This window comes from Niallia taxi, from assembly GCF_032818155.1.
Classification (GTDB): domain Bacteria; phylum Bacillota; class Bacilli; order Bacillales; family Cytobacillaceae; genus Niallia; species Niallia taxi_A.
The window spans coordinates 2,872,824-2,894,561 of the sequence record NZ_CP102589.1 but is presented as its reverse complement, the minus strand read 5'-3'; the positions used below and the strand labels follow the sequence as shown (position 1 = coordinate 2,894,561).

19 protein-coding genes are annotated in these 21,738 nt (G+C 39.6%); all 19 read left to right on the top strand.

Annotation, left to right across the window (positions count from 1 at the left end; genetic code table 11):
• The first annotated feature begins 18 nt into the window (after window positions 1–18).
• Complete coding sequence (locus tag NQZ71_RS14615; RefSeq protein ID WP_127734492.1) at window positions 19–270, top strand: YlmC/YmxH family sporulation protein; 252 nt, start codon at window positions 19–21, stop codon at window positions 268–270.
• Window positions 271–448: 178 nt separating this feature from the next.
• On the top strand, window positions 449–1,348 hold the full coding sequence (dpaA, locus tag NQZ71_RS14610) for a dipicolinic acid synthetase subunit A (RefSeq protein ID WP_144452458.1): 900 nt from the start codon (window positions 449–451) through the stop codon (window positions 1,346–1,348).
• Window positions 1,349–1,942, top strand: coding sequence for a dipicolinate synthase subunit B (gene dpaB, locus NQZ71_RS14605; protein ID WP_275005027.1), 594 nt, complete (start codon window positions 1,349–1,351; stop codon window positions 1,940–1,942). It begins immediately after the preceding gene.
• A gap of 176 nt (window positions 1,943–2,118) precedes the next feature.
• Window positions 2,119–3,168, top strand: a complete 1,050-nt coding sequence (gene asd, locus NQZ71_RS14600; protein WP_144452460.1) for an aspartate-semialdehyde dehydrogenase — start codon at window positions 2,119–2,121, stop codon at window positions 3,166–3,168.
• A gap of 224 nt (window positions 3,169–3,392) precedes the next feature.
• Window positions 3,393–4,619 carry an aspartate kinase gene (gene dapG, locus NQZ71_RS14595; protein ID WP_317010914.1) on the top strand — a complete coding sequence of 409 codons (1,227 nt, stop codon included), beginning with the start codon at window positions 3,393–3,395 and terminating at the stop codon, window positions 4,617–4,619.
• 37 nt (window positions 4,620–4,656) lie between these two features.
• On the top strand, window positions 4,657–5,520 hold the full coding sequence (gene dapA, locus NQZ71_RS14590; protein WP_144452462.1) for a 4-hydroxy-tetrahydrodipicolinate synthase: 864 nt from the start codon (window positions 4,657–4,659) through the stop codon (window positions 5,518–5,520).
• Between the two features lie 241 nt (window positions 5,521–5,761).
• The gene (locus NQZ71_RS14585) at window positions 5,762–7,099 is read left to right on the top strand and encodes an amino acid permease (protein ID WP_144452463.1); all 1,338 of its coding nucleotides are present in this window, start codon (window positions 5,762–5,764) and stop codon (window positions 7,097–7,099) included.
• A 182-nt stretch (window positions 7,100–7,281) separates the two neighbouring features.
• Window positions 7,282–8,970 carry a ribonuclease J gene (locus NQZ71_RS14580; protein WP_144452464.1) on the top strand — a complete coding sequence of 563 codons (1,689 nt, stop codon included), beginning with the start codon at window positions 7,282–7,284 and terminating at the stop codon, window positions 8,968–8,970.
• A gap of 148 nt (window positions 8,971–9,118) precedes the next feature.
• Complete coding sequence (locus NQZ71_RS14575) at window positions 9,119–9,274, top strand: DUF3934 family protein (RefSeq protein ID WP_144452465.1); 156 nt, start codon at window positions 9,119–9,121, stop codon at window positions 9,272–9,274.
• 263 nt (window positions 9,275–9,537) lie between these two features.
• Window positions 9,538–10,209 carry a ClpP family protease gene (locus NQZ71_RS14570; protein ID WP_375545215.1) on the top strand — a complete coding sequence of 224 codons (672 nt, stop codon included), beginning with the start codon at window positions 9,538–9,540 and terminating at the stop codon, window positions 10,207–10,209.
• Window positions 10,206–10,418 (top strand): YlzJ-like family protein, encoded by a 213-nt coding sequence (locus NQZ71_RS14565; RefSeq protein WP_144452467.1) that lies wholly within the window; start codon window positions 10,206–10,208, stop codon window positions 10,416–10,418. Before NQZ71_RS14570 ends, NQZ71_RS14565 begins: the two co-directional genes overlap by 4 nt.
• A gap of 140 nt (window positions 10,419–10,558) precedes the next feature.
• Entirely contained in the window at window positions 10,559–12,928 is a 2,370-nt protein-coding gene (locus NQZ71_RS14560) for a DNA translocase FtsK (protein ID WP_260054155.1), read from the top strand.
• Window positions 12,929–13,231: 303 nt separating this feature from the next.
• Window positions 13,232–13,963, top strand: coding sequence for a GntR family transcriptional regulator (locus tag NQZ71_RS14555; RefSeq protein WP_144452469.1), 732 nt, complete (start codon window positions 13,232–13,234; stop codon window positions 13,961–13,963).
• A gap of 75 nt (window positions 13,964–14,038) precedes the next feature.
• Window positions 14,039–15,100, top strand: a complete 1,062-nt coding sequence (locus tag NQZ71_RS14550; protein ID WP_317010913.1) for a BMP family lipoprotein — start codon at window positions 14,039–14,041, stop codon at window positions 15,098–15,100.
• Between the two features lie 269 nt (window positions 15,101–15,369).
• Window positions 15,370–16,905 (top strand): ABC transporter ATP-binding protein, encoded by a 1,536-nt coding sequence (locus tag NQZ71_RS14545; protein ID WP_127734465.1) that lies wholly within the window; start codon window positions 15,370–15,372, stop codon window positions 16,903–16,905.
• Window positions 16,898–17,956, top strand: a complete 1,059-nt coding sequence (locus tag NQZ71_RS14540) for an ABC transporter permease (protein WP_127734463.1) — start codon at window positions 16,898–16,900, stop codon at window positions 17,954–17,956. Before NQZ71_RS14545 ends, NQZ71_RS14540 begins: the two co-directional genes overlap by 8 nt.
• Entirely contained in the window at window positions 17,957–18,919 is a 963-nt protein-coding gene (locus tag NQZ71_RS14535) for an ABC transporter permease (protein ID WP_144452471.1), read from the top strand. It begins immediately after the preceding gene.
• A gap of 191 nt (window positions 18,920–19,110) precedes the next feature.
• The gene (yfmF, locus tag NQZ71_RS14530; RefSeq protein WP_260054154.1) at window positions 19,111–20,388 is read left to right on the top strand and encodes an EF-P 5-aminopentanol modification-associated protein YfmF; all 1,278 of its coding nucleotides are present in this window, start codon (window positions 19,111–19,113) and stop codon (window positions 20,386–20,388) included.
• Entirely contained in the window at window positions 20,388–21,674 is a 1,287-nt protein-coding gene (gene yfmH / locus NQZ71_RS14525; RefSeq protein ID WP_144452473.1) for an EF-P 5-aminopentanol modification-associated protein YfmH, read from the top strand. Before yfmF ends, yfmH begins: the two co-directional genes overlap by 1 nt.
• Window positions 21,675–21,738 lie beyond the last annotated feature (64 nt).

Sequence of the window (21,738 nt, the reverse complement as noted above, 5' to 3'; positions counted from 1 at the left end):
CTAAGGAGGAATTAGAGGATGAGACTAAGCGAATTGAGCGGAAAAGAGCTAGTGGATGTCAAAAACGCCGTCCGCCTTGGCATGCTCGGACAAACCGATTTGGAGATTAATGAAAAGGATGGGCAAATTAAAACATTGCTGATCCCTTCTCTAAAGTGGTTTGGCTTCCGCAAAACGGGGGATGAACTGCGAGTGCCTTGGTCCCACATAAAAAAAATCGGCACTGACATGATTATTATTGATATACCAAATAAGGACGAACCGACTTAAACAAAGGTCCGGTGCAATTATCCCAAACTTACAGGGATAGTTGCACCGGATTTTTTTATATTTAACGTTTTTACAGGAAAATAAATAAAGCAAATCACCTAAAACAAGGTCATGACATAGTATGTTGGAGTAGTGATTGATAAGTGTTAGGATCTTTAAAAAAGAAGGTGAAATATACATGCTGACAGGGATGAAAATCGCCATTATCGGCGGCGATGCAAGGCAGCTCGAAATTGTCCGCAAACTGACAGAGCAGCATGCACAGCTTTCTTTAGTAGGCTTTGAACAGCTGGATCATGCTTTTGCTGGAGCTACAAAAGAAAAAATCGATAATGTAGATTTTTCAATGATTGATGCAATCATTCTGCCTGTTAAAGGAACCGATCTAAACGGACAGGTGGATACTATCTTTTCGAACGAAAAGGTTTTTTTAACAGAAGAAATGCTAGAAAAGACACCGTCCCATTGCACTATTTACTCGGGAATCACCAATGACTATTTAAATGGTATCATCAAAAGAACAAATACTGTGTTAGTTCAGTTGTTCAACAGAGATGATGTAGCAATACTCAACAGCATTCCGACAGTTGAAGGAACCATAATGATGGCCATTCAGCATACTGATACGACCATTCATGGCTCCAATATACTTGTTCTTGGTTTAGGGCGTGTTGGAATGAGTGTAGCAAGAACCTTTCATGCACTAGGAGGAAAGGTGAAGGTCGCAGCGAGTGAAAGTGAGCACCTGGCCAGAATATTAGAAATGGGACTTACACCTGTTCCATTAAATGAATTAGAGAGTGCGGTTTGTGATATAGATATTTGCATCAATACAATTCCTCATCTTGTTGTCACATCCCCTGTCATTGAAAAAATGCCGCTGCATACCTTGATCATTGATCTTGCCTCAAAACCAGGAGGAACGGATTTCCAATATGCAGAAAAAAGAGGGGTAAAGGCGTTGCTTGCACCAAGTTTACCTGGAATTGTCGCGCCTAAGACTGCTGGGAATATTTTAGCAGAGGTACTATCACAACTGCTGCAAGAAGAATGGCAAAGTCGAAAGGAGCAATCTTAAATGAGCTTACAAGGAAAACGAATTGGGTTCGGAATTTCTGCCTCCCACTGCACATATGCAGAAGTAATGCCACAAGTAGAAAAGCTTGTTAGTCTTGGTGCAGATGTCGTTCCAGTTGTTACAGGTAATGTGCAAAATACAGATACAAGATTTGGCAAAGGGTTGGAATGGATCGGCAAGCTGGAAGAAGTGACAGGTAATAAGATTATTGACAGCATTGTCAAAGCGGAGCCACTTGGTCCAAAAATTCCGCTTGATTGCATGGTAATTGCCCCGCTTACCGGAAACAGCATGAGCAAATTTGCTAATGCCATGACAGACAATGCAGTACTTATGGCAGCAAAAGCAACATTAAGAAACCAAAAGCCAGTTGTTTTAGGGATATCAACAAATGATGCTTTAGGGCTGAACGGAGTTAACCTAATGCGTCTGATGGCAACCAAACATATTTATTTCATTCCTTTCGGTCAGGACGATCCGGTCAAAAAACCAAATTCCATGGTTGCAAGAATGAGTAGTCTTGCTGAAACGATTGGTGCAGCAATAGAAGGGAAACAAATTCAGCCCGTCATCATCGAGAAATTTTTAGATTAGTAGAAATAATAGCATAATTATGCATGATTTTTAACTTTTTGCCACATTTCAAGAAAAAAGGTTCTGTTCATATAGCGCGAATATGTTAAAATAGAGAATATTCATTTGGCGGCGAGCTTGTCGCCGTCATTATTGTATAATATACAGAGAAAACACCTGAAAGAAGGGGACCCTTTATGGAGCAGAAAACAGGATTTAATGTAGCAGTAGTCGGAGCAACTGGAGCAGTAGGACAACAAATGATTAAAACATTGGAAAGCAGAGATTTTCCTATTTCAAAATTAACTCTTTTGTCTTCAAAGCGTTCTGCAGGGACAAAGGTTACTTATAAAGACACTGAAATTACTGTAGAAGAGGCAACACCTGAGAGCTTCAAAGGAATTGACATTGCATTGTTCTCAGCAGGCGGTGGTGTATCGAAGGAGTTAGCTCCACATGCTGTTTCCCACGGGGCAATCGTTGTTGACAACACAAGTGCATTCCGCATGGATGAGAATGTACCTTTAGTCGTTCCGGAAGTAAATGAAGAGGATTTGCACAAGCATAATGGAATTATTGCAAATCCAAACTGTTCGACTATCCAAATGGTTGTCGCATTACAGCCGTTGAGAGAAAAATACGGTTTGTCAAAAGTACTTGTATCCACATACCAAGCTGTATCAGGTTCTGGAGCAGCTGCTGTTGAGGAGCTTCACAGCCAAACAAAAGCAATCATTAATGAAGAAAGCTTTGAACCGGCAATCCTTCCAGTTAAAAGCGATAAAAAACATTACCAAATCGCTTTTAATGCCATTCCGCAAATTGACGTATTTACAGAAAATGGATTTACGTATGAAGAAATGAAAATGATCAACGAAACGAAAAAAATTATGCATGACGAGAACCTGAAGGTTGCTGCAACATGTGTAAGAATTCCTGTTGCTACAGGTCATTCTGAGTCTGTCTACTTTGAGGTTGCTGCAACAGACGTAACTGCAAGTGATGTTCAAAGCTTGCTTAAAGCGGCTCCTGGTGTTATCCTACAGGACGACATCCAAAACCAAGTATATCCAATGCCGGCTGATTGTGTCGGACAAAATGATGTATTTGTTGGACGTATTCGCAAAGACCTGGATGTAGAAAACGGTTTTCATATGTGGGTTGTCTCAGATAACCTGCTAAAAGGTGCTGCTTGGAATTCAGTTCAAATTGCTGAAAGTCTTGTTAAGCTAGGACTAGTGAAATAAACAGACTAACACAACTAATGCAGCACATCTCTTTATTATATTCGCTAAAACAGGCGGTCGAAAAACCGCAGATGAGAGCAAAAATACGGCCACCTGTTTTCATATAATAGCAATAAGGGGATGTCTTGAGAAACTGCAGCTTTCTGATATACGAAGATGCGGATGCTCGGATGATCCCCTTTTTAATAGAAAACACTTTTTTAGGTGTACAGAGGTGTATAGCAATGACAAAAATAGTAGTACAAAAATTCGGTGGAACATCTGTAAGGGATGAACAAAGCCGCAATCAAGCTAAAGAGCATATACAAGATGCTTTAGCAATTGGCCAAAAAGTAGTAGTAGTTGTTTCCGCAATGGGAAGAAAAGGGGAACCGTATGCAACAGATACTCTTTTATCTCTTATCGGTGGTTCAGAGAGTCAGTTAAGCAAACGTGAAAATGACTTGCTGTTGTCTTGTGGAGAAATCATTTCCAGTGTCGTATTTACACAGCTGTTACTGGAAAACAACATAAAAGCAACAGCACTTACAGGCGCTCAAGCCGGATTTGTTACAAATGATGACTTCACTAATGCGAGAATTCTAGAAATGGATTGCACACGCGTCCATCAAGAGCTTGAAACTTATGATGTAGTAGTTGTTGCCGGCTTCCAGGGTGCTGCTCAAAACGGTGATACAACAACATTGGGCAGAGGCGGAAGTGATACGTCCGCTGCTGCATTAGGTGCCGCGTTAAATGCAGAAGTAATCGATATCTTCACAGATGTGGAAGGTATTATGACGGCAGATCCGCGAATTGCTGAAAATGCAAGACCACTTTCCGTTGTGACGTATACGGAGGTTTGCAATATGGCATATCAAGGTGCAAAGGTTATTCACCCAAGAGCGGTGGAGATTGCTATGCAGGCGGAAATTCCAATTCGCATCCGTTCCACACATTCAAAAGGAACAGGAACACTTGTAACATCAAGCAGCCATGAGAATAAAGGCAGTGATATTAAAGAAAGACCTGTGACAGGAATTGCTCATGTCGCAAATGTAACGCAGATTAAGGTTCTTGCAAAAAAAGACCAGTATGATCTGCAATCTCAAGTATTTAAGGCAATGGCCAATGAAGAAATCAGTGTTGACTTCATTAATATTTCACTGAACAGTGTGATATACACAGTAACAGATGAAATGGCAAAAAAAGCAACAGCTGTATTACAGGAAATGGGCTATGAGCCAATAGTAGAGAAAGAATGTGCGAAGGTTTCAGTGGTTGGTGCCGGCATGGCAGGCGTGCCAGGCGTTACTTCAAAAATTGTCACAGCACTTTCTAATAAAGGAATTCGCATTTTACAATCTGCGGATAGCCATACGACTATTTGGGTCCTCGTTAAACAGGAGGATTTAGTCCGCGCTGTAAACGTATTGCATGATTCATTTGAATTAGATAAGGAACAGTATTAAACACAACAAGATTGAAAATGAGAATAGGAGTGGAACGATGGGTTTATTTGGTAGAGTGTCAACGGCCATGATTACACCATTTGATGCAAAGGGACATATTGATTTTCCGAAAACAACACAGATTGTTAATCATTTGATTGCAAATGGAACAGATTCCTTAGTTGTTGCAGGAACAACTGGCGAATCTCCAACATTATCAAAACAAGAAAAGATTGCATTATTTAAGCATGTGGTAAAGGTAGTGGAAAAGAGAGTTCCAATCATCGCAGGGACTGGTGGTAATAACACTTATGACTCCATCGAGATGACGAAAGAAGCAGAACGGGCAGGCGTTGATGCTGTAATGGTTGTAGGCCCATATTATAACAAGCCTAACCAAGAAGGGCTGTATCAGCATGTGAAGGCAGTTGCAGATGCTACATCCCTTCCTGTTATGATTTATAATATTCCAGGTCGTTCTGCTGTTAATATCGAACCCGAAACAATTATTCGATTATCAGCTGTTGAAAATATTGTGGCAGTGAAGGAAGCAAGTGGAAACCTAAATAATATCACAAAAATTATTGCAGGTACCCCAAGTGATTTCTATGTATATAGTGGAGATGATAGTTTAACATTGCCATTGCTGTCTGTCGGCGGAACAGGTGTTATTTCCGTTGCCTCACATGTAATTGGTCCTGAGATGCAGGCAATGGTAGGTGCTTTCCTTGAGGGAGATATCGCAAAAGCAGCACAGATGCATCAAGAATTGCTGCCAGTTATGACAGCACTATTTGCTGCACCTAACCCTGTACCAGTTAAAACAGCTCTTCAATTAAAAGGCATTGATGTCGGTTCAGTCCGATTGCCTCTTGTACCGCTGACAGAAGAGGAAAGAACAAAACTGGCAAGCTTTTTCTAATGAAGCTTATTTTGATGGGTAGATCAGTATTACATAGCTAGTCTATCCATATAGACGAATCCATTTAATTCAGGTTTATAGAAATAAAACCAGATTTCCCGTCAATCCCTACTGCATCGTCAGTGGAACAGGGTTTTTCGGGAAATTTGGTTATTTTTATTTCTTAAAAGCAAACGGATTAATACTAAAGCTTGTTTGATTGATACTTATTGGAGGGTTTATTAAATTAAGGAGGAGTAAAATGGAAACAAAAAATACGCTGCAGAAAAAATTGCAGCCGCGACATATCAGCCTGATGGCGATGGGTGGAGCTATTGGGACAGGCATTTTTAAAGGGAGCGGTGAAACGGTAGGCGTTGCTGGACCTGGAGTAGTTGTTGCCTATATTTTTGCAGGTTTATTGTTATTGGTTGTGATGGGCGCAATTGCTGAAATGGCGATCGCTTATCCAAACACAAACATGAAGGGATTTGTTTTAAAAGCGTTTGGAAGCAGAATGTCCTTTATTATTGGCTGGCTTTATTGTGTTCTTTGGCTTGCAGTGTGTATTATTGAAGTAGTTGTTGCCGGAAGCTTTTTGCAATATTGGTTTCCAGATGTGCCATTATGGCTATTAAGTATACTTTGTACTATCTTCATTTTGAGCATAAACTTAATGAATGTTAAGCACTACGGAGAGTTTGAGTTTTGGTTTGCGGGCATTAAAATTGCTATGATTATTGTATTTATTATTTTAGGTGCAGGGATTTTATTTGGTATTATACCTTCTGATGGCTCTAATTATTTCCGGAATTTCACAGAGCATGGCGGATTCTTCCCGAATGGCTTTACATCCATTTTTGCTGCTCTTTTAGTTGTAATGTTTTCATATGGAGGCTCTGAGCTTATCGGTGTCACAGTTACGGAAGCTCAAGATGCGGAGAAAATACTGCCAAAGGTTATAAAAAGCTTTATTTTCAGAATCGTCCTTTTTTATACATTGCCAATCTTAATCATCTGTGGATTAATTCCATGGAATGAATTAACGGAAGCATCAAGTCCGTTTGTACAAGTACTGTCCATATCAGGTCTGCAAGGTGCTGCACATATCATGAACTTTATCTTGATAATTGCTGTATTGTCTGCAGCTAACTCTGGCATTTATGGATGTACAAGAATGCTTCACTCTCTTGCAGAGGAGGGAGAAGCGCCAAAAGCGTTCAGTAAGCTTTCAAAAAGCGGTGTTCCAACATATAGCCTTGTTTTAACAGGTGTCGTATTATTGCTTGGATCAATGATTGCCCTTGTTGCACAAAATGAAGTATTTACACTGCTGATGGCATTCCCAGGCTTTGTTGTTTCGATTGTTTGGATAAGTATTTGCCTAGCTCAAATTAAACTGCGTAAGAGCTATAAAACGATGCCAAGTTTTCGTTTATGGGGTTATCCATATATTACAGGGCTTGCAGCTGCAGCACTTACACTAATAAGTATCAGCTTTATAATGAATGAGGATAACAGAATCAGTATTATTGCTTGTTTGGTTGTACTGGCATTTTTGATCATTATGTCTATTTTTAAATTTAAAAAAGTAAAATGATGTAACCTGTTGATTGGCTTTTCATCAACACTTCTGGCAATGTCAGTAACTGGTTGCTCTTGCTTTCTTCCTCCATGCTGTACGCGTTTTCTTTGAAATTGGTTGTAAACATTTAAATAGATAAAGTATAATATTGTTAACTGATCAATGGTCGGCTAACTCAACATAGGAGGAAACAAAAAGTGAAGAAAAATGAAAAGATAAAGCTGGTTGCCCTCGGAGGAGTAGGGGAGAACGGTAAAAATATGTTTGCAGTCGAAGTCGATGAAGACATATTTGTAATTGATGCTGGCTTAATGTATCCGCAAAATGAGATGCTTGGAATCGATATCGTCGTTCCAGATATTACTTATTTAAAACAAAACGAAGAACGAGTGAAGGGAATCTTCTTAACGCACGGACATGAAGATCATATTGGGGGACTATCCTTCTTTCTTAGAGAGCTGAACGTACCTGTTTACACTACAAGGCTAACGGCTGAATTGGCGAAGGAAAAAATGAAGGAGCAAGACTTTAAAGGACAAGTTCGTTTTGAAATTGTAACTTCCAAATCAGTATTGAAATTCAGCTCTGCTTCTGTGTCGTTCTTCAAGGTGAACCACAGCATACCTGATAGCATTGCTATTGTCATTCATACATCTGAAGGTGCAATAGTTCATACTGGTGACTTTAAATTTGATCAAACTGCTGGTGACCTGTATAAACCAGGTTATGCTGAGATGGCAAAACTAGGTGAAAGAGGCGTTCTTTGTTTGCTATCTGACAGTACAGATGCGGACAAGCCTGGCTACTCTACATCAGATTCGGTTGTAACAGAGGAATTGACAAATGCCTTTCTTCGTACGAAAGGCAGAATCATCGCAACTGTTTTTGCAACAGATTTAAACAGAATTCAGCATATTTTTGATGCAGCCGCAAAAGCAAACCGTAAGATTGCAGTAATGGGTAAAAATCTTCAAGTTATTTTAAATATTGCGCTAAAGCATGGCTATATTGATATTCAAGAAGATATCCTTGTCTCCTTCCAAGAGATTCAAGGTCGTGAGAAAAACGAAACAATCATTTTAACAACAGGCAACAAGGGTGAGCCAGTTGAAGCATTGCATAGAATGGCAAGGAAAAATCATAAACAAGTAAACATCGGTGATGGAGATACTATTTTGTTTGCAGCATCGTCGTTACTTGGTGGCGAAGTATTTGTTAATAAAACGATTGATATGCTATACCGTTTAGGTGCAAGTGTTCTAACTGGTAACAAAACATTCAATAGCTCTAACCACGGCAGTCAGGAAGAGCTTAAGTTTATGATTAATATTTTGAAGCCGAAGTTCTTCATTCCAATTCACGGAGAGTATCGTGTATTAAAACCACATGCGCAGCTTGCTGAGAAATGTGGAGTTCTGCCGAAGAATATCCATATTCCTGAACAGGGAGAAATGATGGAAATTAAAGACGGCAAGCTTCGTACAAGCGGAAAAGTTCCTGCTGGTAATGTTTTAATTGATGGCAGCGGTATTGGTGATGTCGGCAATATCGTTTTAAGAGACCGTAAGCTCTTGTCTCAGGACGGAATTTTGACGGTTGTTGTTACATTAAACAAACAGGAACGCAAGATTTCTGCTGGACCTGAGATTATTACAAGAGGATTTGTGTATGTAAGGGAATCCGAACAGCTCTTGGAAGAGGCTGCAAACCGTGTTAAAGATATCGTCGAAAAAAGCATCAGCAAAGACAGCTTTGACTGGACGGGCATTAAACAAGACATAAGAGATACACTGAATCAGTTCTTGTATGAAAAAACAAAACGCAGACCGATGATACTTCCAATTATTATGGAAGTGAAAACGCCAAGAAATAAGGATACGAAGTAAGTAATTTAGCGCATTCTTTTAATGTGCACCCCAATTGTTTACCGAAGACGCTAAACAATTGGAGGTGCATTTTTTATGCATGTCTGTATTTATGAGAGACATGATGAAAACAATTATAAAGAAGCACTCAACATAAGAGGTGACAAAAATGAGCAAAGCAAAGGGTAAGGGCGGTACTGGCAGAGGTACTGGTAAAAAAGGCTGGAATCGTTGGCAAGCAGGCGCGAAAAAAGCCAAAAATGCAAAACCTTATAAAAGCAAAGGTGTAAAACACAATAAAGACAGCGGTACTGAGCAAGAATAGAATAAAACTGGTTGTGCTGATAAAGCACGGCCTTTTCTTTTATTAGTACAAACCTTAACAGATTTAGCTTTGCGTAGCCCAAAAGCTGTTTATAAGCAATGCTGCCGATGGAAATTTAATTTTGGTTCGCATGAAATTCCCTTTCTAGCTTCATAATAAAAACATAATGTGTAGGAAGGGAGAAAATAATGGCTAACCGAAATGAGAATTATAATAATACAGAAGAGCAGCAGCCGAAGGAAGATAAACCGTCGTCTACGCTCATGGAAAAAATTCAGCAGCTGGGACAAACAAATGTGCCTCAGCTATCTCAGGATTCGAAAATACATTGTTTAACAATTGTCGGACAAATAGAGGGACACTTACAGCTCCCACCGCAAAATAAAACAACGAAATATGAGCATCTTATTCCGCAAATTGTTGCGATTGAGCAAAATCCAAAAATTGAAGGCGTATTAGTTATTTTAAATACGGTCGGTGGAGATGTGGAAGCAGGCTTAGCTATATCAGAAATGCTCGCTTCTCTGTCTAAACCGACTGTATCGTTAGTTTTAGGTGGAGGACATTCCATCGGTGTCCCAATTGCCGTATCGTGCGATCATTCCTTTATAGCTGAAACAGCGACGATGACAATCCATCCAATTCGGTTAACAGGGCTTGTAATCGGTGTTCCACAAACCTTTGAATACTTAGACAAAATGCAGGAAAGAGTCGTTAAGTTTGTGACAAAGCACAGCAAAATTGAAGAAGAGGGCTTTAAAGACTTAATGTTTGCAAAAGGCAACCTGACAAGAGATATTGGGACAAATGTAATTGGCGCTGATGCTGTAACATCTGGATTAATTGACAGTGTTGGCGGTGTTGGGGAAGCAATGACAAAGCTTAATGAACTTATTGATTTAAAAAAGGACAAGAATGAAGGTTTAGTGCAATGATAATGTATACAATGATGCCAGATGAATTAATTTTCCCCATTGGCCAAGAGACATTTGAAAAGCAACAGGTGATTGATTATAATGGTATTCCGCTACTTGTGGCAAAAAACGAATTGCATGAATTTGAAGTGGTCCGTGTCCTTTCAACAGATCCAAGTCATTACCTGCATGCGCCTGTTCAGCCAGGTGCAAAAATACCATTAATATAACTGTAAATTTTCATCTTATGATATAATAAAAAATAGAATAACCAAAATTATAGCAGCCGAAACAAGGCTGCTTATTTCGTACATAAACAAAAAAACAAAAGCGAATGAAAAGAAAACATATAGAAACATTAGGTGATAACATGGCAAAAAGAAAAACCAGAAAAACGAAAAAACAGCAGCATCTCAAAAAGACGATTCAATTTGAGCTTGCTGCACTTATTTTAATCACATTAAGCTTTATCTCTATATTAAAGCTTGGCGCAGTTGGTACGACTATTGTGCTGTTCTTTCGTTTTTTTACAGGAGAATGGTATATTCTCTGTCTCCTTGGTCTGATTGTATACGGCGGCTATTTAATGTGGAAGAGGGAAAAGCCGTATTTATTTCATACTAAATTAAATGGAATCTACTTAATCGTTGGTGCGATTCTGCTTTTAAGTCATGTCACATTGTTTAATATGCTCTCAAGTGAAGGGCGATTCGACAATCCAAGTGTTATTTTCAATACTTGGGAGCTGTTTTGGCTTGAGGTGAACGGTAAATCTACTGGGATGGATTTAGGGGGAGGCATGGTTGGTGCAGTCCTGTTCGCAATGTTCCATTTCCTGTTTGATACTGCCGGAACACAGATTGTCAGTTTCTTAGCGATTATAACAGGTGTTATTTTGCTGACAGGTAAAACATTAAGCGGGGCTTTTCGCAAAATGATGCTATCCGTGTGGAATTTCATTAAACGACAGTGGCTTGCATTTTTAGAGGATATAAGAGAATGGAAGGAGTCTGCAGCAGCAAAGCGGGAAGCGAAAAAAGCGGACAGGCAAGCCTCAAGAGCAAGATCGCAGTCACAAAGAAGACAAAGAACGCAAGAACAAGAACAGCAGCAGGAAGAGGAGGTGCAGCCTTTAATCGTCAATCCTCCGATTGCGCACAGCGAGGAGCCGTATGCTGAGCCGATAATCTCATCGTTTACTGCAAATGCTTATGAAGATACACAACCACAGGAGGAAGTAAGCCAAGCGCCTGTGGAAAATGATACAGAGGAAGAAGCGATTGTACCGATTACCTTCACAGAGGTAGAGAACAAGGATTATAAGCTGCCTCCTATTAAACTATTGAAGGCGCCGAAAAAGGCTGACCAAAGCGGCGAATATGAACAGATACATGCGAATGCGGCGAAGCTTGAGCGAACCTTCCACAGCTTTGGTGTAAAGGCGAAGGTAACAGAGGTACATCTTGGACCAGCTGTTACTAAATATGAGGTTCACCCTAGTGAAGGTGTTAAGGTAAGTAAAATCGTCAATTTAAGTGATGATCTAGCATTAGCGCTTGCAGCAAAAGACATTCGTATTGAAGCACCAATTCCAGGGAAATCAGCGATTGGAATTGAAGTGCCAAATTCAGAAGTTGCTATGGTTTCATTGCGGGAAGTGCTCGAAACAAACAAAAATGATAAGCCAGACAGCAAGCTGATGATTGCATTCGGGCGAGATATTACGGGAAATGCTGTTTGTGCAGAGCTTAATAAAATGCCCCATCTTCTTGTTGCCGGTGCAACAGGAAGCGGGAAAAGTGTGTGTATTAACGGTATTATCACAAGCATCTTAATGAGGGCAAAGCCCCATGAAGTGAAAATGATGATGATTGATCCGAAGATGGTGGAGCTGAATGTTTATAATGGTATACCCCATCTTCTGGCTCCTGTTGTTACAAATGCGAAAAAAGCATCTCAGGCGCTGCAAAAGGTTGTTAGTGAGATGGAAAGAAGGTATGATCTTTTTTCTCATACAGGCACACGTAATATTGAAGGCTATAATGACTATGTGAACAGGTATAATGCCGAGGAAGACGAAAAGCAGCCATTATTGCCATACATCGTTGTAATTGTTGATGAGCTTGCTGATTTAATGATGGTTGCTTCAAATGACGTAGAGGATGCTATTACAAGGCTTGCGCAAATGGCACGTGCTGCGGGCATTCATTTAATTATTGCTACACAGCGTCCTTCTGTCGATGTCATCACAGGTGTCATTAAGGCGAATATTCCATCTAGGATTGCTTTTGCTGTGTCATCACAAACAGATTCTCGCACAATTCTCGACATGGGCGGTGCAGAAAAGCTTCTTGGGCGCGGTGATATGCTGTTCTTCCCATATGGTGCAAGCAAGCCAGTCCGTGTACAAGGTGCGTTCTTGTCAGATGAAGAGGTAGAAGAGGTTGTCGACTTTGTTATTGGTCAGCAGAAGGCACAATATCAGGAGGAAATGATTCCTGATGAAATCACCGAAACAACTGCTAAGGATGTGGAGGATGATTTGTACGGTGAGGCAGTTGATTTGATAGTGGAAATGCAGACGGCATCTGTCAGCATGCTGCAAAGGCGGTTTAGAATCGGCTATACAAGAGCAGCAAGACTTATCGATGAAATGGAAGCAAGAGGAATTGTCGGTCCATATGAGGGAAGTAAACCAAGGACTGTTCTTGTGCCAAAAGCATCAGAAGAAATAAATTAAGAAGAAGAAATATACTTCGTAATACGAAATAGGTTATACTTATATTGTTCGGTTTTGGTGATTTCAATACAAATGTTTTACTTGATTAAAGGATATAAAATGGAATAAAGGCGAATATTAAGAGAAAGAAACTAGAAATTTGGAAGTCATTTCCGGACAATTGTTTCTTTTCTCTTTTTTTTTCGACTTATTTCACAATTCTCTATTTATTTATTAGTAAAAAAGTGTTATAGTATTTTCGATTAGTAGGAATGATTGAACATCAGATGTCTGATGTCTTAGAAAGTTTTTGGAGGAAATAGCATGCTAATTAAGTCAGATACAAGGCATTTATATTTGCAGGTTGTGGACAGACTGAAACGGGATATTGAGAAAGGGATTTATAAAGAAAAAGAAAAATTCCCTTCTGAATTTGAGCTTGCCAAAACTTTAGGTGTTAGCAGAGCCACGTTAAGAGAGGCACTGCGCACATTAGAAGAGGAAAATGTCATCATAAGACGTCATGGCGTCGGGACATTTGTCAACAGCAAGCCGCTTTTTAATTCAGGCATTGAACAGCTCTACAGTGTGACCCACATGATTAAGCAAGCTGGTATGAATCCAGGAACCATTTTTCTAAGCTCAACAACTCAGGGTTCAACTGAAGAAGATGCAAGGCGATTTTCCTGCCCGCAAGACGAGGAGCTAGTGGTAATCGAACGTGTTCGAACCGCTAATGGTGAACCGGTTGTATATTGCATAGACAAGCTTCCGCAGAAAATCGTGCCAGATAAATTTTCGTATGAAAATGACTCGATTTTTCAGTTTTTGGAATCGGATGCACAGAAGAATATTACATATGCTGTCGCGCAAATTGAGCCAATCGGATATCATGAGAAAATCTCTCCCATCTTACAATGCGAGCCAGAAACTGCTCTGCTGGTTCTAAAGCAGATGCATTATGATGATAAGGATGAGCCGATTCTGTTTTCAGTCAATTACTTTAGGGCCGATAAGTTTAGCTTTCAAGTGCTAAGAAAACGAATTTATTCGTGACAATCGGAGAAACTATCGTTATTGCATTTCTCACTATGAAATTCAAAAAAAACAAAAAATTAGGGGGTACAAACCTTGAAAAAGCGTAAATTTGGTTTAGCGCTGTCCTTAGTACTTGCTGCTGGGACTGTTTTAGGGGCTTGTGGTAAAAGCGATGATAACAAAGGATCTTCTGGCGAAGACAAGAGCGATTCTTTCAGCGTAGCAATGGTAACAGATGTTGGCGGTGTTGATGACAAATCATTCAACCAGTCAGCATGGGAAGGCCTACAAGCTTTCGGTAAGGCAAATGGACTTGATAAAGGTAACGGTATCGACTATTTACAATCACAATCAGATTCTGATTATTCAACGAACTTGAACAGCTTAGTTCGTCAAAAGTATAACTTAGTGTATGGTATTGGTTTCATGATGGAAGGTGCAGTGGAGGAAATTGCAAAACAACAAACAGATGCTCATTTTGCAATTGTTGATGCTGTAGTTGATCAACCAAACGTAGCAAGCATTACATTTAAAGAACAAGAAGCAGGCTTCCTTGCTGGAGTTGCTGCTGGTAAAGCAACAAAAACTAACAAAATCGGATTCATCGGCGGGGTGGAAAGTGAAGTAATCACACGCTTTGAAGCTGGTTTTGAAGCTGGTGTGAAAGAAGCTAACCCTGACGCTTCAATTGATTCCCAATATGCTGGTGCATTTGATAAGCCAGAAGTTGGAAAAACAATTGCAAGTAAAATGTACTCTTCTGATGTGGACGTAATTTTCCACGCTTCAGGCGGAACTGGTGCTGGTCTTTTCACAGAAGCACGTGAATTGAAAGAAAAAGATCCTTCAAGAGCAATCTGGGCAATCGGTGTTGACTCTGACCAAGAAAATGAAGGTGTTGTCGGAGACCACAATGTTGTGTTGACTTCTGCACTTAAAGGAGTATCTGCTGCTGTACAAGATATCTCTACTAAAGCTCAAGAAGGAAACTTCCCAGGTGGAGAAACTTCTGTATACGGTCTTGCTGAAGACGGTGTAGGCTTGGCAGCTATCAATGATGAAGTAGAAAACAAAGCAGATATTGAAGCTGCTGTTAAAGAATGGACAGACAAAATTAAAAACGGTGAGTACACTGTTCCTGATACTGTACAATAATTTTCTTCATTAAAAAGTTTTTTACAGGAATAAGTGGTTTGCATGGCAAACGCTTATTCCTTTTTTACGACCATAACCTAGAATTTTAACTAAAAGGCAGAAAAATTTCTGTTTTTTATTAAAAATTTTACGATGGTGAAACTATAGCAAGATAATGAATGAATAGAGGTGGCAGAAACTCTTCCACACTGCTTCCGTTTAAGTATTTTTTTACCAGCTCTAATTTTAATTTTTTGATAATCGTTTGTGGATAAGAAGGAGTGAGTTAGATGGAATACGTTATTGAGATGCTGAATATCCGAAAAGAATTCCCAGGAATTGTTGCCAATAACAATATAAACCTTCAACTGAAAAAGGGTGAAATTCATGCATTGTTAGGGGAAAACGGTGCAGGCAAATCAACATTGATGAACGTCTTATTCGGTCTTTACCAGCCGGAAAGAGGAGAAATCAAAGCAAGAGGGAAAGTCGTTAACATTTCCAACCCGAACGTCGCAAATGAATTGGGCATCGGGATGGTCCATCAGCATTTCATGTTGATTGACACATTTACTGTTACAGAAAACATTATTTTAGGAAAAGAAACGGTAAGTAAAGGGAAAATAGACTTAAAGAAGGCAGAAAAGGAAGTTAGAGAAATTAGTGAGAGATACGGCCTTGCTGTTGATCCAAAAGCAAAAATTTCTGATATTTCTGTCGGGATGCAGCAACGGGTAGAAATCCTGAAAACCTTGTACCGCGGTGCAGAAATTCTTATTTTCGATGAACCAACTGCCGTGCTTACTCCACAGGAAATTACGGAGCTGATTGCCATCTTTAAAACCTTAATTAAGGAAGGCAAATCCATCATTCTAATTACACACAAGCTAAAAGAAATCATGGAAGTTTGTGACCGTGTAACAGTTATCCGTAAGGGTGAAGGAATTGGTACATACGACGTAAGCGGAACAAATCCTACAGAACTGGCAAACTTAATGGTCGGCCGTGAAGTTACGTTTAAAACAGATAAAATAGCGTCACAGCCAAAAGAAACTGTTCTGGAAATTTCCGATTTAACTGTTAAGGACAATAGAGGAGTACCTGTAGTAAACTCACTTAGCTTGAACGTTCGTGCCGGTGAAGTTGTGGGAATTGCCGGAGTTGATGGAAATGGTCAGTCTGAGCTGATTGAAGCAATCACAGGATTGCTTAAAAAAGATAATGGCAGCATTAAGCTAAATGGGAAGGAACTCAGTGTGCTGACACCAAGGAAAATCACAGAAAGCGGCATTGGCCACATTCCGCAAGACCGACATAAGCACGGTTTAGTGCTTGATTTCCCAATTGGGCAAAACATGGTGCTGCAAACGTATTATAAGCAGCCATTCTCTAAAGCAGGCTTCCTTAACAAACGAGAAATTGACTTGAAGGCGAAAACACTGATTGAAGAGTATGACGTCAGAACACCTGGTGCACATACTCCGGCGAGAGCTTTATCAGGAGGAAATCAGCAAAAAGCGATTATCGGAAGAGAAGTGGACAGAAACCCGGATCTTTTAATCGCAGCACAACCAACTCGCGGACTCGATGTTGGGGCGATTGAATTTATTCACAGACGTCTTATTGAGCAAAGAGATAAAGGGAAAGCAGTATTGCTTATTTCCTTTGAATTAGAGGAAATCTTAAACGTGAGTGACCGAATTGCTGTTATTTTTGAAGGAAATATCATTGCAGAGGTTGACCCGAAAAATACAACAGAACAAGAATTAGGTCTATTAATGGCAGGATCGAAAGATAAAAAAGTGGGTGTGGAGAAGAATGTCTAATACAATCAGAAAAATTAGTATACCTGTTATATCGGTATTGCTTGGCGTCATAGTTGGTACAATCATCATGCTCGTTACCGGCTATAATCCTGCTGCAGCATATACAGCGTTATGGAACGGTGCATTTGGTGAAGTATACTTTGTCGGTGAAGTAGTGCGTCAGATTACTCCGTTAATCCTTGCAGGACTCGCGGTAGCATTTGCTTTCCGCACTGGCTTGTTTAATATCGGGGTAGAGGGTCAATTAATTGTCGGCTGGCTTGCAGCAGTTTGGGTAGGTGTCGCATTTGATTTGCCGAAGATCATTCATTTGCCTTTAGCAGTACTTGCAGGAGCAGCAGCAGGTGCATTATGGGCATTTGTGCCAGGCTTTTTAAAAGCTCGCTTCCGTGTGCATGAAGTAATCGTCAGTATTATGATGAACTATATCGCATTACATGTATCTAACTACCTAATTCGTAATGTATTAACAGATAAAGCAGACCGCACGGAAAATATTCCAGCATCTGCGTCCCTTCGCTCAGATTTCTTGAGCAGCATTACAGATTATTCCCGTTTGCATTGGGGAATATTGATTGCCCTTGCGTGTGTACTTATCATGTGGCTCATCCTTGAGAAAACAGTTAAAGGTTATGAACTGAAAGCAGTTGGCTTTAACCAAAACGCATCACAATATGCAGGGATGAATGTTAATAGAAATATTGTTCTTTCCATGGTGATTTCTGGTGCGTTTGCAGGTCTTGCAGGTACAATGGAAGGCTTAGGAACATTTGAATATGTGAGTAATAAAGCTGGATTTACAGGGGTAGGTTTTGATGGAATCGCCGTAGCTCTTCTTGGTGCAAATGGACCTCTTGGGATTGTATTTGCAGCCGCTTTATTCGGCTTTTTGAAAGTCGGCGCGTTAAATATGCCTTTAGAAGCTGGTGTGCCAAATGAGATGGTTGATATTATCATCGCATTAATCGTATTCTTTGTTGCAGCTAACTATATGATTCGTATCTTCTTAGAGAAATTGAGCAAAAATAAAAGTAAAAAGGGGGAGAAGTAAGTGGGATTAATGGATGTATTATTAATTGTCATTCCTTCTTCGCTATTATGGGCTGCTCCGCTGATTTTTACTGCCCTTGGCGGTAACTTCTCAGAGCGTTCCGGTGTTGTTAATATCGGGCTAGAAGGTCTTATGTTGATGGGGGCATTCTCTTCCATCGTATTTAATTTAACATTCGCGGATAGTTTAGGAGCTTGGACACCATGGGTTGCACTATTATGTGCGATGGTTGTCGGCGGACTCTTTTCCTTACTTCATGCAGTTGCATCCATCACATTCCGTGCTGATCAGACTGTTTCTGGTGTTGCGATTAACTTGCTAGCAGCAGGTCTTGCGATGTTCCTTGTGAAGCTGATATATGATGGAAAAGGACAAACTGCAACGATTCAATATAGCTTCAAAAAAGTTGATATACCTGTGCTAAAAGACATTCCAGTCATTGGGGAACTGTTCTTCCAAAATACGTACTGGACATCTTATCTTGCGATTATTGTCGCAATTATATCTTGGTTTGTAATGTTTAAAACACCATTTGGTCTGCGTCTCCGTGCTGTTGGTGAGCATCCTATGGCTGCAGATACAATGGGTATTAATGTTACAAGAATGCGTTATATCGGTGTTATTCTGTCAGGTGCCTTAGGTGGTATCGGCGGTGGTGTTTTCGCCCAGTCTATTACAAATGATTTCACTCATTCAACAATCAGCGGACAAGGCTTCATGGCGCTTGCAGCATTGATTTTCGGAAAGTGGAATCCATTAGGTGCAATGGGTGCGGCACTGTTCTTCGGATTTGCCCAATCATTGAGCATTGTTGGAAGCAGTCTTCCATTCCTTGAGAATATCCCGAATGTGTACTTGCTGATTGCACCATATGTGTTGACAATCATTGCACTTACAGGCTTTATTGGCAGAGCAGACGCTCCGAAAGCTTCTGGTGTGCCTTATATTAAAGGAAGCAGATAAAAATAAAAACTCCTGTTTGCAAACATTGCAAAAGGAGTTTTTTTTGTTATCTATTCGATAAATATATTCATATACCCAAAAACTTGAAAAACAGAGTTCAACAAAGTTATAGTAAGAATATCCTTACAAATTGAGTCAATACTAAAGCTATAAAAAATTTGCATGTTTGCAGTGAACCTAGGAGGTAGCCAATGAGTGTTGCGGAAGAAAAAGTCACGAAGTATGACGGATATAATCTGCATACTGTCAAGACAGATAAATTTAAAACGAATACTATAGTAGTAAAGTGGAAGGCGCCTATCATAGAGGAAACAGCTACATTAAGGGCACTTTTGCCGTATGTTCTTCAAAACAGTTCAAATAAGTACCCAACTACGGCAGCACTTCGTTCGTATTTAGAAGAATTATATGGAGCGACATTTTTTATTGATTTATCGAAAAAAGGGGATTATCAAGTCATATCTTTCTCCTTGGAAATTGCTAATGAAAAATTTTTAAGTGATCCAGAACCACTCCTGAAAAAAGGGGTCGACTTTTTGGCGGAAATTCTTTTTCACCCAAATGCTGATGGTAAAACATTTGCACAAAAACCAGTGGATGATGAGAAAAGGGCATTAAAGCAAAGAATACAATCCATATATGATGATAAAATGAGATATGCAAATTTTCGCCTTATTGAGGAAATGTTCAAAGGAGAGCCTTATGCTTTAGGAGTAAACGGCGAGGCGGAGCAAGTCGAGACAATTACCTCAGAAAAGCTGTATGAATATTACGAAACAGCTCGCAAAGAGGATCAGATTGACATTTTTATTGTTGGAGATATAGAGGAGGATGAAATTGCTTCCTACATTAATGAAAAGCTGCCGTTTGAACAACGAACAGTTACCGCAGGAGAGAGAGCGGTACATAATCAAGTAAAGGAAAAGGAAGTAAAGGAAGTCCAAGATGTTAAACAAGGTAAGCTTCATATTGGATACAGAACAAATGTATTATACGGGGATGAGGATTATTTTGCTTTGCAGGTTTTCAATGGCATTTATGGCGGTTTTTCTCATTCGAAGCTGTTTTTGAATGTTAGGGAAAAAGAAAGTCTTGCCTATTATGCGGCAAGCCGTATTGAAAGCCATAAAGGATTATTAATGGTATTGTCCGGTATTGACCAGCAAAATTATGAAAAGGCAGTTTCCATTATTAAGGAGCAGCTTGAGCTTATGAAGCAAGGTGATTTTACAGAGGATGAAATCATGCAAACAAAGGCGGTTACACATAATCAAATGCTGGAAACTCTCGATACATCAAGAGGCATGATTGAGGTTTTCTATCATAATGCTGTTAGTGGAGTAGACGTAGATATGTCCCATTGGCTTCAATCAATTAGCAAGGTAACAAAAGAAGAAATACAAAATGTGGCCAAAAAAATCGAATTAGATACAATCTATTTCCTATCAGGATCGGAGGGGAATAACTAATGGAAAAAATCTCTTTTGAGCAGCTGCAGGAAGAGCTATATTTTGAAGAGCTAGACAACGGATTAAAAGTATATATTCTTCCGAAAAAAGGCTTTAATAAAACCTTTTGTACGTTTACAACAAATTATGGTTCTGTAGATAATATGTTTGTTCCTTTAAATGGCACAGAATATAAAAAGGTTCCTGATGGCATCGCACACTTCTTAGAGCATAAGCTATTTGAAAAAAAGGATCGTGATGTTTTTCAGGAATTCAGCAAAAATGGTGCGTCAGCTAATGCGTTCACTTCTTTTACAAGAACGGCATATTTGTTTTCAAGTACGCAAAATGTTGAAAATAATTTAGAGACGTTAATTGATTTTGTGCAAGATCCTTATTTTTCTGAAAAAACAGTGGAAAAGGAAAAGGGAATTATTGGCCAAGAAATTACGATGTATGATGATAATCCAGACTGGCGCCTATATTTCGGTTTGATTGAAAATATGTATGCCAACCATCCAGTTAAAATTGATATTGCTGGAACGATTGAGTCTATTACTCCTATCACGAAGGATTTGCTATATGAGTGCTATGACACGTTTTATCACCCAAGCAATATGCTCTTGTTCGTTGTAGGTCCTGTTGATCCAGAAGAATATATGAAGAATATTAGAAATAACCAACAGAAAAAGGATTACACGAAAAAGTCTGAAATTAAAAGAAGGTTCGAGGAAGAGCCAGAAGCGGTTGATAAGAAAAAGCAAGTGCTTCAAATGAATGTGCAAACATCAAAATGTCTTGTTGGCATTAAAGCATTGGATGTAGAGCAGCAAGGTGCTGAAATGCTTAAAAATGAGCTTAGTATTAATACATTGCTTGATATGCTTTTCTCAAATAGCTCGGAAAATTACCAGGATTTGTTTTCAGAGGGTTTAATCGATGATACGTTTTCCTATGATTACACACAGGAAAAGGGCTTCGGCTTTGCCATGATAGGCGGAGATACAGGCAAGCCTGATGAGCTTGCGGATCGTATTCAAAAGATTTTACTTGAAGCAAAGTCAACGACCATCCAAGAGGATACACTGGAAAGAACAAAAAAGAAACGAATTGGTGCATTTTTAAGAGCAGTAAACTCGCCTGAGTATATTGCAAACCAGTTTACAAGGTATTCCTTTAATGGCATGAACTTATTTGATGTTGTTGGAACAATGGAGCAAATTACCGTAGAAGACATACAAGCTGCTGCACAGCGTTTTATTGACGAGAACAGAATGACTGTATGTCAGGTTGTGCCAAAGGCATAACCGATTGTAAAGTTGTAAAGGAATTGGGTTCGCCCACTTCCTTTTTTGCTGTACATAAATCGAA